Source organism: Bosea sp. ANAM02 (assembly GCF_011764485.1).
Taxonomy (GTDB): domain Bacteria; phylum Pseudomonadota; class Alphaproteobacteria; order Rhizobiales; family Beijerinckiaceae; genus Allobosea.
Window position 1 is genome coordinate 4,193,555 of record NZ_AP022848.1, and the last position, 14,998, is coordinate 4,208,552.

Annotated in this window: 17 protein-coding genes; 5 read left to right on the plus strand and 12 right to left on the minus strand. The window is 66.2% G+C overall.

Going from position 1 to position 14,998, the window contains the following annotated elements:
* Positions 1–59 precede the first annotated feature (59 nt).
* The 3 genes from OCUBac02_RS20035 to OCUBac02_RS20045 all read right to left on the minus strand — a co-directional run bounded on the left by OCUBac02_RS20035 (position 60) and on the right by OCUBac02_RS20045 (position 4,323).
* On the minus strand, positions 60–1,349 hold the full coding sequence (locus tag OCUBac02_RS20035) for an Hsp70 family protein (protein WP_173048120.1): 1,290 nt from the start codon (positions 1,347–1,349) through the stop codon (positions 60–62).
* 423 nt (positions 1,350–1,772) lie between these two features.
* Complete coding sequence (gene rpsA, locus OCUBac02_RS20040; RefSeq protein ID WP_047579771.1) at positions 1,773–3,476, minus strand: 30S ribosomal protein S1; 1,704 nt, start codon at positions 3,474–3,476, stop codon at positions 1,773–1,775.
* A 313-nt stretch (positions 3,477–3,789) separates the two neighbouring features.
* On the minus strand, positions 3,790–4,323 hold the full coding sequence (locus OCUBac02_RS20045; RefSeq protein WP_173048122.1) for a hypothetical protein: 534 nt from the start codon (positions 4,321–4,323) through the stop codon (positions 3,790–3,792).
* Positions 4,324–4,509: 186 nt separating this feature from the next.
* Here OCUBac02_RS20045 and OCUBac02_RS20050 point away from each other — a divergent pair, with 186 nt between their 5' ends.
* Positions 4,510–5,067 carry a LemA family protein gene (locus tag OCUBac02_RS20050; RefSeq protein WP_173048124.1) on the plus strand — a complete coding sequence of 186 codons (558 nt, stop codon included), beginning with the start codon at positions 4,510–4,512 and terminating at the stop codon, positions 5,065–5,067.
* A gap of 37 nt (positions 5,068–5,104) precedes the next feature.
* Positions 5,105–6,178: a M48 family metallopeptidase gene (locus OCUBac02_RS20055; RefSeq protein ID WP_173048126.1), complete on the plus strand. Its 1,074-nt coding sequence runs from the start codon at positions 5,105–5,107 to the stop codon at positions 6,176–6,178.
* Here the strand turns inward: OCUBac02_RS20055 and OCUBac02_RS20060 are convergent, their stop codons facing one another.
* Both OCUBac02_RS20060 and OCUBac02_RS20065 read right to left on the minus strand, forming a co-directional pair.
* The gene (locus OCUBac02_RS20060) at positions 6,179–7,102 is read right to left on the minus strand and encodes an NHL repeat-containing protein (RefSeq protein WP_173048128.1); all 924 of its coding nucleotides are present in this window, start codon (positions 7,100–7,102) and stop codon (positions 6,179–6,181) included. It lies immediately after the preceding gene.
* The gene (locus OCUBac02_RS20065) at positions 7,081–7,689 is read right to left on the minus strand and encodes a 2-hydroxychromene-2-carboxylate isomerase (RefSeq protein ID WP_173048130.1); all 609 of its coding nucleotides are present in this window, start codon (positions 7,687–7,689) and stop codon (positions 7,081–7,083) included. Before OCUBac02_RS20065 ends, OCUBac02_RS20060 begins: the two co-directional genes overlap by 22 nt.
* A gap of 246 nt (positions 7,690–7,935) precedes the next feature.
* Here OCUBac02_RS20065 and OCUBac02_RS20070 point away from each other — a divergent pair, with 246 nt between their 5' ends.
* Positions 7,936–9,168 (plus strand): argininosuccinate synthase, encoded by a 1,233-nt coding sequence (locus tag OCUBac02_RS20070; protein WP_173048132.1) that lies wholly within the window; start codon positions 7,936–7,938, stop codon positions 9,166–9,168.
* A gap of 92 nt (positions 9,169–9,260) precedes the next feature.
* Here the strand turns inward: OCUBac02_RS20070 and OCUBac02_RS20075 are convergent, their stop codons facing one another.
* The gene (locus tag OCUBac02_RS20075; RefSeq protein WP_173048134.1) at positions 9,261–9,545 is read right to left on the minus strand and encodes a GIY-YIG nuclease family protein; all 285 of its coding nucleotides are present in this window, start codon (positions 9,543–9,545) and stop codon (positions 9,261–9,263) included.
* 171 nt (positions 9,546–9,716) lie between these two features.
* On the opposite strand from OCUBac02_RS20075, the gene OCUBac02_RS20080 reads away from it, so the two are divergent.
* Positions 9,717–10,067, plus strand: coding sequence for a hypothetical protein (locus tag OCUBac02_RS20080; protein ID WP_173048135.1), 351 nt, complete (start codon positions 9,717–9,719; stop codon positions 10,065–10,067).
* A 68-nt stretch (positions 10,068–10,135) separates the two neighbouring features.
* Here OCUBac02_RS20080 and OCUBac02_RS20085 read toward each other — a convergent pair whose 3' ends face one another.
* The 5 genes from OCUBac02_RS20085 to fabA all read right to left on the minus strand — a co-directional run bounded on the left by OCUBac02_RS20085 (position 10,136) and on the right by fabA (position 13,531).
* The gene (locus tag OCUBac02_RS20085; RefSeq protein WP_047578030.1) at positions 10,136–10,381 is read right to left on the minus strand and encodes a DUF2188 domain-containing protein; all 246 of its coding nucleotides are present in this window, start codon (positions 10,379–10,381) and stop codon (positions 10,136–10,138) included.
* Positions 10,382–10,435: 54 nt separating this feature from the next.
* Positions 10,436–11,269, minus strand: coding sequence for an enoyl-ACP reductase FabI (gene fabI, locus OCUBac02_RS20090; protein ID WP_047578032.1), 834 nt, complete (start codon positions 11,267–11,269; stop codon positions 10,436–10,438).
* A gap of 129 nt (positions 11,270–11,398) precedes the next feature.
* A complete protein-coding gene (locus OCUBac02_RS20095; protein ID WP_173048137.1) occupies positions 11,399–11,671 on the minus strand; it encodes a DUF3303 domain-containing protein in 273 nt (90 codons plus the stop codon).
* An 8-nt stretch (positions 11,672–11,679) separates the two neighbouring features.
* Entirely contained in the window at positions 11,680–12,906 is a 1,227-nt protein-coding gene (fabB, locus tag OCUBac02_RS20100) for a beta-ketoacyl-ACP synthase I (RefSeq protein WP_173048139.1), read from the minus strand.
* Between the two features lie 112 nt (positions 12,907–13,018).
* Complete coding sequence (gene fabA, locus OCUBac02_RS20105; RefSeq protein ID WP_047578039.1) at positions 13,019–13,531, minus strand: 3-hydroxyacyl-[acyl-carrier-protein] dehydratase FabA; 513 nt, start codon at positions 13,529–13,531, stop codon at positions 13,019–13,021.
* A gap of 287 nt (positions 13,532–13,818) precedes the next feature.
* Here fabA and irr point away from each other — a divergent pair, with 287 nt between their 5' ends.
* Positions 13,819–14,283: a Fur family transcriptional regulator Irr gene (gene irr / locus OCUBac02_RS20110; protein WP_047578042.1), complete on the plus strand. Its 465-nt coding sequence runs from the start codon at positions 13,819–13,821 to the stop codon at positions 14,281–14,283.
* 42 nt (positions 14,284–14,325) lie between these two features.
* On the opposite strand, the gene OCUBac02_RS20115 is transcribed toward irr, so the two are convergent.
* Positions 14,326–14,856: an SH3 domain-containing protein gene (locus OCUBac02_RS20115; protein ID WP_047578044.1), complete on the minus strand. Its 531-nt coding sequence runs from the start codon at positions 14,854–14,856 to the stop codon at positions 14,326–14,328.
* Positions 14,857–14,998: the final 142 nt, after the last annotated feature.

The following is a 14,998-nucleotide window of genomic DNA, read 5'->3' on the forward strand; positions in this document are numbered from 1 at the left end:
GGGACTGGGTCCGTGATGTAGACCCGCCGCGCCGGTCGGGCAAGGCGCGAGGTGCCGCCTCAGGCCGCGACCGAGGCGCGCGCCCGATCGAGCGCGAGCAGCGCGAGCCCGCTGGCGACCGAGCGGAAAGCATCGCCGATATGCACCTTCCCGGCGCCGAAGCGGCGGTCGAACAGGTTGCGCACGGCGGGAACGTAGGACGTGCCGCCGGTCATGAAGACCGCCTCGATGCGATCCCCGCCGAGGCCGGCCTCGGCCAGCGCACGATCCAGCGCGCTCTCGATGGCGCCGACATCATCGGCGATCCAGCGCTCGAAATCGGCACGGCGGATCGGCTTCTCGATGGTGACGCCCATCTGGCTGAAGCTCAGGGTCGTCTCCTCCTTGTCGGAGAGAGCGACCTTGGCAGCGGAGACGGCGCGATAGAGCTCATAGCCGAGATCGTACTCGATCACCGTCAGCAGGTCCTCGAGCTTGCCGGGCTCGACGGCCTCGCGGATCAGGGCATTGAGCTCGGCCATGGTCTCGCGGCTCTTCATCAGCGAGAGCTTGTGCCATTGCGCGAAGGCGGCGTGGTAATGGGCCGGCACCGGCAGGAGCTTGCCGAAGGAGCGGTAGTCCGTGCCCTTGCCGAGCGCCGGCGAGACGGCATGCTCGATGATGCGGTAGTCGAAGGTGTCGCCGGCGACGCCGACGCCGGCATGGGAAAGCGGGATCGCCTCCAGCCCGCCCTTGCGGCCAGGCTCGAAGCGCATCACCGAGAAGTCGCTGGTGCCGCCGCCGAAATCCGCGACCAGCATGGTCTGCGGCGTCTTCAGGTCGCGGGCGTACCAATAGGCGGCGCCGAGCGGCTCATAGGCGAAATCGACCTGGCTCATGCCGGCCTTGCCGTAGGAGCCCTTCAGGCGGCCGACCGCGAGCTCCTCGTCCGGGCGCTCGCCGGCGAAGACGACCGGGCGGCCGGAGACCAGGGGCAGCGCGTCGTGGCCCGGCAAATCCGCCGTGAGGTCGGAGAGGAAGACGCCGATCAGGTCCTCCAGCCGGAAGAGCTTGCCGAAGAGGCGGGTCTCCTGGAAGGCGCGGCTGGAGAGATGGGTCTTGAGCGATTGCAGGAAGCGATGCTCGGTCGTCATGCCCAAGGCCATGTCGAGCGCATCCGGGCCGCTGACATGGGTGATGCGGGTCTCGGGCGGACGGCCCTCGCGCCAGAACATCAGCGCCGAGCGATAGGCGTCGACCGCGCCCTGCTTCGTGGCGAAGGAGCGCGTCATGACCGATCCGTCCGGCCCCGCCAGCGCGACGACGCTGTTGGTGGTGCCGAAGTCGATGCCGATGGCGGCGGGGGTCATGGCGCTTCTCCTCTTGCGGGTCATGTCCAAATTGTCATTCCGGGGCTTAGCGTCAGCGAAGAACCCGGAACCCACGAACAAGAGTCGAATTTCGGAAGTGAGGACGGCGCGGGGAACCCCTCTCCTGTAAGGAGAGGGGGCAGGGGTGAGGTGTAGGCCCTTGGACCAGCTCGCTATGTCCTCACCGCAGCAGCGGTCAGGTCGCGGCAAAAGCGTCCAGCGGCCTACCCCTCACCCTACCCTCTCCCTCCGGGAGAGGGTTCCCCGCGCTATCCCCGTTTCCTTGAAAAGCTCGTGTTCGTGGGTTCCGGGTTCGGCCTTGCGGGCCGCCCCGGAGCGACAACGTGGTTTCGAAACAAAAGCCCGCGCGGATCGCTCCGCGCGGGCCGAAATCAAAGGCCGGCCGCTGACGCGGCCGAAACCTCACTTCTTGTCGGTGGCCTTCTTGAGCGCGGCGCCCAGGATGTCGCCGAGCGAGGCACCGGAATCGGCGGAGCCGTACTGGGCCATCGCCTCCTTCTCCTCAGCCATCTCCAGGGCCTTGATCGAGACCTGGATCTTGCGAGCCTTCTTGTCGAAGAGCACGACGCGGGCGTCGATGCGCTCGCCGGCCGCAAAGCGCTCGGGGCGCTGCTCGGAGCGATCGCGGGCCAGCTCGGCGCGCTTGATGAAGGTCATCATGTCGGTGTCGGCGATCTTCACGTCGAGACCGGACTCCTTCACCTCGACCACCTCACAGGTGACGATCTGGCCCTTCTTGAACTCGCCGGCATCCACGAAGGGATCGCCGCCGAGCTGCTTCAGGCCGAGCGAGATGCGCTCCTTCTCGACGTCCACATCGAGAACGACGGCCTGCAGGACGTCGCCCTTCTTGTATTCCTCGATGACCTGCTCGCCCGGACGGTTCCAGTCGAGATCCGAGAGATGGATCATGCCGTCGATGTCGCCTTCGAGACCCAGGAACAGACCGAACTCGGTCTTGTTCTTGACCTCGCCCTCGACCGTCGAGCCCGACGGGTGCTGCTCCGCGAAGAGCTCCCACGGGTTGCGCAGGGTCTGCTTGAGGCCGAGCGAGATGCGGCGCTTGACCGGATCGACCTCGAGGATCGCGACGTCGACTTCCTGCGAGGTCGAGACGATCTTGCCGGGGTGGACGTTCTTCTTGGTCCAGGACATCTCGGAGACGTGGATCAGGCCTTCGATGCCCGGCTCCACCTCGACGAACGCGCCGTAGTCCGTGATGTTGGTCACGCGGCCCTTGAGACGGGTGCCGACCGGGTAACGCTCGGCGATGCCATCCCACGGATCGGCCAGCAGCTGCTTGATGCCGAGCGAGATGCGGTGCGTGTCCTGGTTGATCTTGATGATCTTGACCTTGACCGTCTGGCCGATGGTCACGACCTCGGACGGGTGGTTCACGCGGCGCCACGCCATATCGGTGACGTGCAGCAGGCCGTCGATGCCGCCGAGGTCAACGAACGCACCGTATTCGGTGATGTTCTTGACGACGCCGTCGATGACCTGGCCCTCTTCGAGCGAGGCGACCAGCTCGGAACGAGCCTCGGCGCGGGTCTCTTCGAGGACGGTGCGGCGCGACACGACGATATTGCCGCGGCGGCGATCCATCTTGAGGATCTCGAAGGGCTGCGGCTGGCCCATCAGCGGGCCGACGTCGCGGATCGGGCGGATGTCGACTTGGCTGCGCGGCAGGAAGGCCACGGCGCCGTCGAGATCGACGGTGTAGCCGCCCTTGACGGTGTTGAAGATCATGCCGGTGACCTTCTCGCGGGCCTCGAAGGCCTTCTCGAGCTTGACCCAGCTCTCTTCGCGGCGAGCCTTGTCGCGCGAGATGACGGCTTCGCCGAGCGCGTTCTCGATCCGGTCCAGATAGACCTCGACCTCGTCGCCGACGTTCAGTTCCTGATCACGGCCGGGGCCGGTGAATTCCTTGAGGGCGACACGGCCTTCGGTCTTCAGACCGACGTCGATGATCGCCATGTCCTTCTCGATCGCGACGACCTTGCCCTTGATGACGGAACCTTCGAGGGCCTCGTTACGGGTGAAGGACTCTTCGAGCAGGGCGGCGAAATCCTCGCGACCCGCGCTGTAGCTTTCAACTGCTGACATGTAATCTCCTGGGAGCCGGCCGCGTATCCCGCGGATGTCCGGCCTGAGGCGCCGTGGTTGGTGCTGCGTTCCGGATCGCGACCGTCGGCACCTCCTCTCGGAGGTTTCCGCCTCCCCATCGGACGGGGGCAGCGGAGGCGCCTGGACCAGCGGCTCGATCCGTATCCTGCAGGCCCGACTCAAACACGAAACGGGAGCAAGCCATGAAGGCCGCCCCCGGCGCATGATCGATCACGGCCCTTCGGACAGGGGCGATGTAATGCAAGCCGGCCTTCGGGGCAAGGCGAAACCCTGTCCCGAAGCGTAATTTCGATCAGGGACGCAGCAGCTTGTAGCGCTTGTGCGTCAGGCAGCTGTCGACGACCAGAACGTAATCGGCCGTGGCCTTCTCGGCCGCGGCCGCGTCGCTTTCCGCCGTCGCCCCGCCGACCGACTGCACCGCGTTCGTCGCGCTCGCCAGCACATGGGCCTGCCGGAAGCCGGGTACCGGGATGAAGCTCGCCAAGGTGCCGGCCACCTGGATGGCGGTGCCGGTCTGCTGCTGCTGCGTCGCTCGCTTGATAGCCGCGAGCTGCGGTGCCGCCTGCTGGCGGCAGGCGAGGAGATCGCGCTCGTAACGGCCGGGATTGACGCGGTGCATGTCGACGAGCGGCTCGTAGACGGCGGCACCCGGATTTTCAGGAGGCAGTGCGGCCACGGCAGGGGCCGGGCCGGAACGCGGCGCCTCAGGCGGCGGAGCCGGCGCCGGCGGCAAGGCGGCCGCCACGGGCTCAGGCCCCTCCGATTGCACCGTCTGATTGCAAGCGCCCACCGTCAGCGCCAGCAGCGCCGCCACGACATATCTCATCGCCCCATCCCCTGCTCTTTCGGATATCTTTATCCTTGACTGCCGCAGGCCTCGCCTTCGCCGCGACAGCGCAGAAGACAGATCATAACGCTACGTCACTTTCAATATCGTCCCGGACCGCTTCCCCAATATCGCGCGCCATGCCAGTCTACGCGGCAGGTTTCACGGCATTCGCGGGAGCATTTCATGGGCTGGGCCATTCTGGGGCTGATCGCCGTCCTCGTCGTCTACCTGATCATGACCTATAACGGGCTCGTCGCGATGCGGCAGCGCACCAACCAGGCTTTCGCCGATATCGATGTGCAACTGAAGCAGCGCCACGACCTGATCCCGAACCTCGTCGAGACGGTGAAGGGCTACGCGACGCACGAGAAATCGACGCTCGACGCGGTGATCGCCGCCCGCAACGCCGCGCAGGGCGCCAGCACAGTGCATGACAAGGCCGCTGCCGAGCAGCAGCTTTCCGGCGCGGTCGGCCGGCTGCTCGCGCTGGGCGAGGCCTATCCCGACCTCAAGGCCAGCGCCAATTTCCAGCAACTGCAAGTCGATCTCGGCAATGTCGAGGACAAGCTCGCGGCGGCGCGGCGCTTCTTCAACAACGCGGTCGGCGAGTTCAATGCCGCGATCCAGGCCTTCCCGGCCGTGTTGTTCGCCCCGCAGATGGGCTTCACCCAGCGCGAGTTTTTCGATGTCGGCGAACAGACCCGCGCCCAGATCGAAGTCGCGCCAAGCGTGAAGTTCTGACGGCGGAAAGACGTTCTCAGCAACGGGAGCGGCTGCGATGGCCGAGGCCTTCGGGCTCTATACCCACCAGCGCAACAACCGGATCAGGTCAAACCTCCTGATCGCCGGGCTGTTCCTGCTGGTCTATCTCACCGCCTGGGGCCTGCTGCTCGTCGCCTTCGGCTATGGCGGCGTGCCGCGCGGGCGCACGGCCTTCGGCGAGGCGGGCCGCGTTTTCCGCTCCTGGTTTCCGTTCATCACCGCGGCGGCGATGCTCTGGGTCTTCATCGGCTTTCGCGTGAATGTCGCGATGATCAACGCGGTCACGGGGGCAAAGGGGCTGGCGCGCGAGGACAATCCCAAGCTCTACCGGATGCTGGAGAATCTCTGCATCTCGCGCGGCTTAGCCATGCCGAAGCTCGCCATCGTCGAGAGCGACGCGCTCAACGCCTTCGCCAGCGGCGTCAACGACAGCCAGTTCACCGTCAGCGTCACGACCGGGCTCCTCGCGCAGCTCAACGATGCCGAGGTCGAGGCGGTGCTGGCGCATGAACTCACCCATATCCGCAATGGCGATGTCCGCCTGATGGTGATCGCGGTGGTCGTCGCCGGCGTCGTCTCCTTCGTCGGTGAGCTCGTCTTCCGCGGTTTCGGGCGCAGCCGGATCAGGGTGTCCTCCGACGACGCCAAGAAAGGCAACGGCCTTGCCATCGTCGTCGGCATCGCGGTGATCGCGATCTCCTGGTTCCTGGCCGTGCTGATCCGGCTGTCGCTGTCGCGCTCGCGTGAATATCTCGCCGATGCCGGCGCGGTCGAACTGACCAAGAATCCGGATGCGATGATCTCCGCCCTGCTCAAGATTTCCGGCCGGGCGGATATCGAGGGCGTGCCGTCCGGCGTGATGGACATGTGCTTCGAGAACGACCCGGACGATTTCGCCGACCTGTTCTCGACCCACCCGTCCGTCACCAAGCGCGTGCAGGCGTTGATCGAGACCGCCGGCGGCAGGATGCCTGCGATGCCGCCGCACCCGCCGAAGATCGGCGAGCGCCAGGACCTGCCGACCATGGTCGAGGAGACGGCTGCGCGCGGGCCTTGGGCGAGGCCCTCGCAGGGGCCGGGTCAAGGCTGATCAGACGACGAGCTTCGCCGGGTCGATCTCGAAGACCAGCGGATAGAAAGTGCTCCAGCGGTTCCAGCGTCGCGTGCCGGCCTCGCCGACCGCCCAGAGCCTGCCGTCCGGCGCGAGGCCGAGATCCTCGATGCCGCCGGGCGCGGGGTAGCGCGCCAGAGTGGCGCCGGTCGCGGGATCGAGCTGCGACAGAAAGGCCGGACGGTTGCCGGAGCTCTGCGATATCCAGATCTTGCCCGCCTCGTCGAAGGTCGCGCCCTGCGCGAAGAGCGGCAATGGCAGGATGGCCCGGCTGTCGGCCAGGCCGATCGCTGACTCGCCGCCGTCCAGGATGCGATCGACCGGGACCGCATGGAGATTTGGCGTGCCTTCGCGGCGATAGGGCCCGAACCAGAGCGCATCGCCCGAGGCCGTCAGGAAGGACGGTCCCATCGCCTTGTCGACGCGGACCTCCCTGAGCGGCGCGCATTCTCCCTTGCGGCAGGATTCCTTGAAATCGAGCGCAAGGAGCCGGCCGGAATTGGCGACGAACAGCGTGCCGCGGAGATTGGCGAGGCCGCCGGGATGGCCATAGGTCGCCGGCAGCGCGAAGCTGCCGAGCAGGCGCCCGTCCCCGCGCGCGAGCCGGAACACCCGCGCCGGGCCATTGTCCTGCTCGCGCTCGGTGCTGCGATAACAGGCGATCAGGATCTCGTCGCCGAAGACCGTGAGGCCCTGCGGGACATAGCCTTCGTTGAGACCGGGCGACCAGTAACGGCGGCCGATCGCAGCCGCATTCGGCACAATAGTCAGGTCACGGCTGTCGTAGGTCGGCGCCTCGCCCGGCAAGGCCGGACGCGCCTGCGTCGCCGAGGCCAGGCACAGGCCGGCCCCTGCCAGCAGCATGCGGCGGCGGTCGAGAATCACCGTCCGTCGGTCGCCCATTCCAGAGCTTCCTCCAGCCGGTCGTCGCCCCAGAACAGTTCGCCATCGCCTGCCACGAAGAACGGCGCGCCGAAGATGCCGATCGACTTGGCATATTCGATCTCGGCGCGGAGCCGCCCCTTGACCTCCTCGCTGCGCGAGAGCGGCAGGGCGACGTTCGGATCGCTGCCGGCTTCTCTTAGCGCGGCGCTCAGCACGGCCTCCTCGGCCATGTTGCGGCCTTCGCAGAAATGCGCCCGGAACAGCGCCTTGGAGAAGGCCGGCGTCCAGCCGCCGTCACGGCCGGCGAGTGCCAGCCGCGCCGCCGTCAGCGAATTCTGGGGAAAATTCTCGGGCTTGACGATGGCGACGCCCTGCCGCCGTCCACGTCGCGCCGTATCGCGCCACATGTAGCGCCCCTTGCTGGGATAGAGCGCGAAGGGCGAGGTGTTCCAACCCTGTGCCGCGAAGATCGGTCCGAGCAGGAAAGGGCGCCAGCGCAGGGCGACGCCGGCTTTCTCGGCCAACTCTTCGATTCTGAGGGCACTCAGGCAGGAATAGGGCGACGCGAACTCATACCAGAAGTCCAGAACGGGACGATTCGGCATTCAGCCTCCGAACAGGTCGTCATATCGTGTCGCGCCCGATCGAGCCTGCGCTCTTCGCAACGCGACCGCAAGCGCCGCGAACGGCGCCTGTGGAATGGAGGGACGACGCGCTTTCCTGCGCCCATCCATCAGCGGACGACGCGGGATCGATCAGAAGGTTCCGATTGCTTCGCCCCGAGTGCTGCGATAGTGCGCCATTGCGTCCGAAACGCGGCCCATGGGGGCTGCCAGAAGGAAAACAGACAGATGGCTGACAGCAGCGTGAAAAAGGTCGTCCTCGCCTATTCCGGCGGTCTCGACACCTCGATCATCCTCAAATGGCTGCAGACCACCTATCGATGCGAGGTCGTGACCTTCACCGCCGATCTCGGCCAGGGCGAGGAGCTCGGGCCGGCGCGCGACAAGGCGCTGCTGCTCGGCATCAAGCCGGAGAACATCTTCATCGAGGACCTGCGCGAAGAATTCGTGCGCGACTACGTCTTCCCGATGTTCCGCGCCAACGCCGCCTATGAGGGCGTCTACCTGCTGGGCACCTCGATCGCCCGTCCGCTGATCGCCAAGAAGCTGATCGAGATCGCCGAGAAGACCGGCGCCGACGCCGTCTCCCATGGCGCGACCGGCAAGGGCAACGACCAGGTCCGCTTCGAGCTCACGGCTTATGCGCTCAAGCCCGACGTCGTCGTGATCGCGCCCTGGCGCGAGTGGGACCTGCGCTCGCGCGAGCAGCTCATCGCCTTCGCCGAGCAGCACCAGATCCCGATCGCCAAGAACAAGCGCGGCGAGGCCCCGTTCTCGGTCGACGCCAACCTGCTGCACGCCTCGTCCGAAGGCCGCGTGCTGGAGGACCCGGCGGTCGAGGTTCCCGATTACGTCTATTCGCGCACGATCTCTCCGGAAGACGCGCCGGACAAGCCGACCATCGTCACGGTCTCCTTCGAGAAGGGCGATGCGGTCGCGATCGACGGCGAGAAGCTCTCGCCGGCGACGCTGCTCGCCAGGCTCAACGATCTCGGCCGCGACAACGGCATCGGCCGGCTCGACCTTGTCGAAAACCGCTTCGTCGGCATGAAGTCACGTGGCATGTACGAGACGCCCGGCGGCACGATCCTGCATGCGGCGCATCGCGCGATCGAGTCGATCACGCTCGATCGCGGCGCGGCGCATCTCAAGGACCAGATCATGCCGCAATATGCCGAGCTGATCTATAACGGCTTCTGGTTCTCCCCGGAGCGCGAGATGCTGCAGGCGCTGATCGACAAGAGCCAGGAATTCGTCACCGGCGACGTGCGCCTGAAGCTCTACAAGGGCGGCGTCCATGTCATCGGCCGTTCCAGCGACTACTCGCTCTACGACCAGGACCTCGTCACCTTCGAAGAAGGCGCGGTGGCCTACGATCATCGCGACGCGGCCGGCTTCATCAAGCTCAACGCCCTGCGCCTGCGCACGCTCGGCCAGCGCAAGAAGAAGCTGGGGCTCTGAACATCCGCTCTTGAAGGGTGTCATCCCGTGCGCGCTGCGGCATGTGAATGCCGCTGCGCAGACACGGGACCGCGTGACGATAATGGCTCCGATCACCCGGCGAGGTCAGACCACGCCGGGTTTTCCTTTTCGATCAACGCGACCTTCCAATGACGGCGCCACGTCTTCAGAACCTTCTCACGCTCGATCGCCTGGTTCGGATCGTCGAAGGTCTCAACATAGACGAGTCGGTCTATGTTGTATTTCGCCGCATGGCCCTTGATCACATAAGCCTTGTGCTCGGAAACCCGGCGTTCGAGATCGTTGGTGATGCCGATGTAAAGCGGCCCGTCCTTGCGCGTCGCGAGGATGTAAACGGCGTAGATGCGGGCGGTCATGTCGGCTCCGATCTTGAGAAACGGAGCTTAATCCGGCCAACGATCCCGTGTCTGCGCAGCGGCACTGCGCGCCGCAGCGCGCACGGGAAGACACCCTTCATCATCCCCCGTTATGAACCCGCGTCGCGCTCGCGCGTTCAGCACTCACCGATCAACCTGAGTGCTCCCAGCATGCTCCGCTTCCTCGCCCCTGCCCTGATCTCCGCCGCCCTCGCCGGTACTGCCCTCGCACAGGAAGTCCCGCCGAAAAGCGAGAAGCCAGCGACACCTGAGGTCGCGACCTGCAAGGCGGCGGCGGTGCAGGCGCTTCATGCCAAGGAGCCGGAGATCAAGGACATCTATATCGACGAGGACGGCGCCACGGTCGCGGTGTCGGAAGCGAAGATCGAGGACATCGCGGTCACGCGCATCGTCATGGCCGAGGCCTATCTGCGGACCGACCGCTCGGACAAGCCGCGCCGCTTCCTCTGCCTGCTCGGCGAGAAGAACAAGGTGCTGCTGACTTTCTTCACCGCACGCTGAGCTCCGCGGGCGGGCAAGACGAAGGGCCGCTGAGCGGCCCTGTTGCCCGCCACGGGACGGGGGTGCCTTCAGCCTCCATCCACGACCCGCGTCACGGGCCGGTCATGGCCATCCGCCAGTTCCTCGTGCCAGCGGCCGTTCTGGTCCTGGTAGACGATCCCGTCGGTGTTGCCCGCCACCGTCTGGCGCGCGGCGGCGCGGGTCGCCGCCTTCAACGCCGCGTCGTGAGTCCGAAATGTCTCCGACAAGGCCCCGCCAACCTTGTAGGCCCAGCCACCGTCGTGCTCGACCACCTCATATTTGACCATGACCATCGCGCACCCTCCTTTCGCTCAAAGGAAAACCGCGCTCCGGCCACGGGGTTCCGGCTAGTCGCCGTTGCCGCTATCGGCCGCGCGCAGCGAATCCAGCGCCGGCATCGAGGTGATGTGATAGCCGGCATCGACATGATGGATGTCGCCGGTGACACCTCCGGAGAGATCCGAGAGGTAATAGAGCGCCGAGCCGCCGATCTCTTCAAGCGAAACCGACTTGCGCAGCGGCGAATTGGCACGCTGCCAGGACAGCATGGCGCGCGCGTCGGAGATGCCGGCGCCGGCCAGCGTCCGCACCGGTCCGGGCGAGAGCGCGTTCACGCGGATGCCGCGCGGGCCGTAATCGCCGGCGAGATAGCGCACGCTCGCCTCCAGCGCCGCCTTGGCGACGCCCATGACGTTGTAGTTCGGCATGATCCGGGTCGAGCCGCCATAGGTCAGCGTGATCATGCTGCCGCCCCTGGGCATGCGCTCGGCCGCGCGCCTGGCGATTTCGGTGAAGGAGAAGCAGGAGATCACCATCGTGCGCGAGAAATTCTCGCGGCTGGTGTCGGCATAGAGCCCCTTGAGCTCGTTCTTGTCGGAGAAGCCGATGGCATGGACGATGAAATCGAGCGTGTTGCGCTCGCGATCGCCGCCCCAGGCTTCGTCCAGCGTCGCGAAGGCGGCATCGACGGAGGCGCTGTCCTCGACATCGCAGGGCACCACCAGCTTCGAGCCGATGCTCTCCGCCAGCGGCCGGACGCGCTTGCCGAGCGCGTCGCCCTGATAGGTGAAGGCGATCTCGGCACCATGGGCGTGAAGCGTGCGGGCAATGCCCCAGGCAATCGAATTCTGATTGGCGACGCCCATGATAAGGCCGCGCTTGTTGTGCATCAGCGGGAGCATGGCAAACTCGGAAGGGACTTCAGGAACGGGTCCGAAGACGGGAGAACGGAGGAAAGTCGGCGGGTCGGTCTAACTCTGAACGGCGTATCGGCATTGCAGCACCATTACCGGCGCCGGCATGAGGCAAGGCTAATCGGTCTTGGTGATCGCGACAGCGGCGGCCTTCGAGGTCGAGACCGGCACGATCTCGAAACGCACGAGATCGTTCCATTGCAGGACCCATTCCTGCAGCAGGGCGACATCGTCGCACTCCATGATCTGGAAGCAGCGGCTGAGATCGGCCGAGACCCAGCTCTCGACATAACGCACGCCGGCCGGCGCCATCCGCCCGCTATGCTGGAAGCGGGCGTAGACGTCCTTCACGCGGGCCTGATCGAAATGCTCGATCACCATGAAGAGCATGGCGCTTCTCAGGCCTCCAGCCGCTTCATCACGATGGTGGCGTTGGTGCCGCCGAAACCGAAGGAGTTCGAGAGCACGGTGCCGAGACCGGCATTGTCGATGCGCTTGCGCACGATCGGCATGTCGGCGAAGGCCGGGTCGAGCTCGTCGATATGGGCGCTCTCGCAGATGAAGTCGTTGTTGAGCATCAGGAGCGAGTAGATCGCCTCCTGCACGCCGGTGGCGCCGAGCGAATGGCCGGTCAGCGACTTCGTCGCCGAGATCGGCGGGCTCTTGTCGCCGGCGCCGAAGACCTCGCGGATCGCCTCGATCTCCTTGCCGTCGCCGACCGGAGTCGAGGTGCCATGCGGGTTGATGTAGTCGATCTTGCTCTTCACGCCTTCGAGCGCCATGCGCATGCAGCGCACCGCGCCCTCGCCCGATGGCGCGACCATGTCGTAGCCGTCCGAGGTCGCGCCATAGCCGACGATCTCGCCATAGATCTTGGCGCCGCGGGCCCTGGCATGCTCGAGCTCCTCGAGCACGACGACGCCGGCGCCGCCGGCGATGACGAAGCCGTCGCGGGCGACGTCATAGGCACGCGAGGCGCGGGCCGGCGTGCCGTTGAAGTCGGAGGACATCGCGCCCATGGCGTCGAAGAGGACGGAGAGCGTCCAGTCGAGTTCCTCGCAGCCGCCGGCGAAGATGACGTCCTGCTTGCCCCACTGGATCAGCTCGTAGGCATTGCCGATGCAGTGGTTGGAGGTCGCGCAGGCCGAGGAGATCGAATAGTTGACGCCCTTGATCTTGAACCAGGTCGCCAGCGTCGCCGAAGCGGTCGAGGACATGCCCTTGGGCACGGCGAAGGGGCCGACCTTCTTCGAGGAACCGCTCTCGCGGGCCTTGTCATAGGCGTCGATCAGGGCGCGGGTCGAAGGACCGCCCGAGCCCATGATGATGCCGGTGCGCTCGTTGCTGATCTCGGCCGGCTCCAGGCCCGCATCGACGATCGCCTGCTCCATCGCGACCTGGTTCCAGGCCGAGCCGCCGCCGTGGAAGCGCATGGCGCGCCGGTCGAGCACCGTCGCGGGATCGAGCGTCGGCACGCCCGCGACCTGGCTGCGGAAGCCGTGCTCGGCAAATTCGGCGACATGGGAGATGCCCGATTTCGCCGAATGCAGCGAGGCCAGGACCTCCTGCGTGTTGTTGCCGATGGACGAGACGATGCCCATCCCGGTGACGACGACGCGTCTCATGCTCGCTTACTCCAGCTGTCAGCGCGCGGCGGGACAAGCCCGGCCGCCCTGCATACATACCGCGCAAATGGACCGAGCGGCAGCTGCGCGCAAGGTCGCGACGCGTTTTTCCTCAGGCCGCTTCCGGCTTGAACAGGCCGACGCGCATGTCGCTGACCGTGTAGATGCGCTTGCCGTCGGCCTCCAGCCAGCCATCGGCGATGCCGAGGACGAGCTTCGACTTGAAGACGCGCTTGAAGTCGACGCCGTAGACGACCTTCTTGACCGAAGGCAGGACCTGGTCGGCGAACTTGACCTCGCCGACGCCGAGCGCGCGGCCGCGGCCCGGCAGGCCGAGCCAGCCGAGGAAGAAGCCGGTGAGCTGCCAGAGCGCATCGAGACCGAGGCAGCCCGGCATCACCGGATCGCCCTTGAAATGGCAGTCGAAGAACCAGAGATCGGGCTTGATGTCGAATTCCGCGCGGACGAGCCCCTTGCCGTGCTCGCCGCCCTCTTCGGCGATCTCGACGATCCGGTCGAACATCAGCATCGGCGGCAGCGGCAACTGCGCATTGCCCGGCCCGAACAGTTCCCCACGACCGCAGGCGAGGATCTCCTCGTAGCTGAAAGACGACTGACGCTGCATTCCCGTACCGCTCCCTGGCACCGGCCGGATTCGGCCAGTGTCTCGTCAGCCGTGCCTAACACGGCGGGAACCTGAAACGAAAGGGCAGCGCACCGAGTGACCCACATCACAACGGCGAAAACCGTGGCGAGACGGCGCCAGACCGGTACGGATGCGGCCTGGCAGGGCCCATAAGCCGGGTCGACGCTTGCGACCGGAACCTCGACGCCCTACATTTCGAACTGGAATGATTTCAACAGACGGAGCCTTCAGGACATCCGTTGCGCATGAGGGCACACGAGCAGGGCATGAGCGACCTGACCTCACAGGACCAGGGCTACGGAACGCCGGTGCGGCAGGGCTGCCCCTTCCACGATATCCGCCAGAAGCTTCGCCGCGTCGGGTTGCGGCCGACCCGCCAGCGCGTTTCGCTCGGCTGGGTGCTCTTCGCCAAGGGCCAGCGCCATGTCAGCGCCGAGATGCTCTTCGAAGAGGCGATGAAGGAGCGTATCCCGGTCTCGCTGGCGACGATCTACAATACGCTGCGCCAGTTCACCGAGGCCGGCCTGCTGCGCGAGCTCACGCTCGACGGCGCCAAGGCCTATTTCGACACGGCCGACCACGAACATCACCATTTCGTCGTCGACGGGGAGAATCGGGTGATCGATATCCCCGCTGAAGAGATCGATGTCGCGAGTCTCCCGGTGCCGCCCGAGGGCTACGAGATCGCACGCGTCGATGTCGTGGTACGGCTGCGCAAGATCGACGACTGACGTTGGCGCGTCGATGACGCTCGCGCGGCCGCAGCCGCTCGCTCAGTCGAACTTTTCGTTGGGATAGACGCCCCAGAGCCGCTCCTGGCGGATGAAGCCGTTGATATTGCCGACGCTGACGCGGCACCAGGCGTTGGCGCAGGAGGCGACGCTGGCCACCACGCCGGGCTGCAGCCGGGCAACGACCGCCGCCTCCTCGTTCGCGGCGCTGCGCATCGGGAAATTCTCGTCCTTCTTCTTCGACCAGGGCGCGACGAGCGCGGTGCGGCGGCCGGAGAGCAGGCTGTGCAGCACCCAGCCCTCGGTGCCGTCGGCATCGCGGACACGGCGCCAGGTCTCGAATTCCGCGGTGACCTCCATCGGCAGGCCGGCGCGCTGATAGACCCAGCGCGTGCGGTGCTCCTTCGAAGGGCCTTCGCGCAGGTTCACGCGGTCGGTCTTCAGGCTGACATAGCGGGGCACGGGCAGACCGGTGACCGAGCCGGCCTGCATGTCCTGCGCGGAGGCGACAGCGGGCAAGCCGACGAGGGTCAGTGCAGCCAGGACCAGGCAGCGCATCGACGGGGCCATCATGGCGCCATTCTCCTTCGCATTCCGCTTCCCCCGGCGAAGGGGCAAGTTGTCATCCGCCGCGCCGCCGCCTAGACACGCATATGGTGCCGCGCAACAATTCCCATTCCTGGGCCACCAGGGTTAATGGCGGGTTGAGGATATC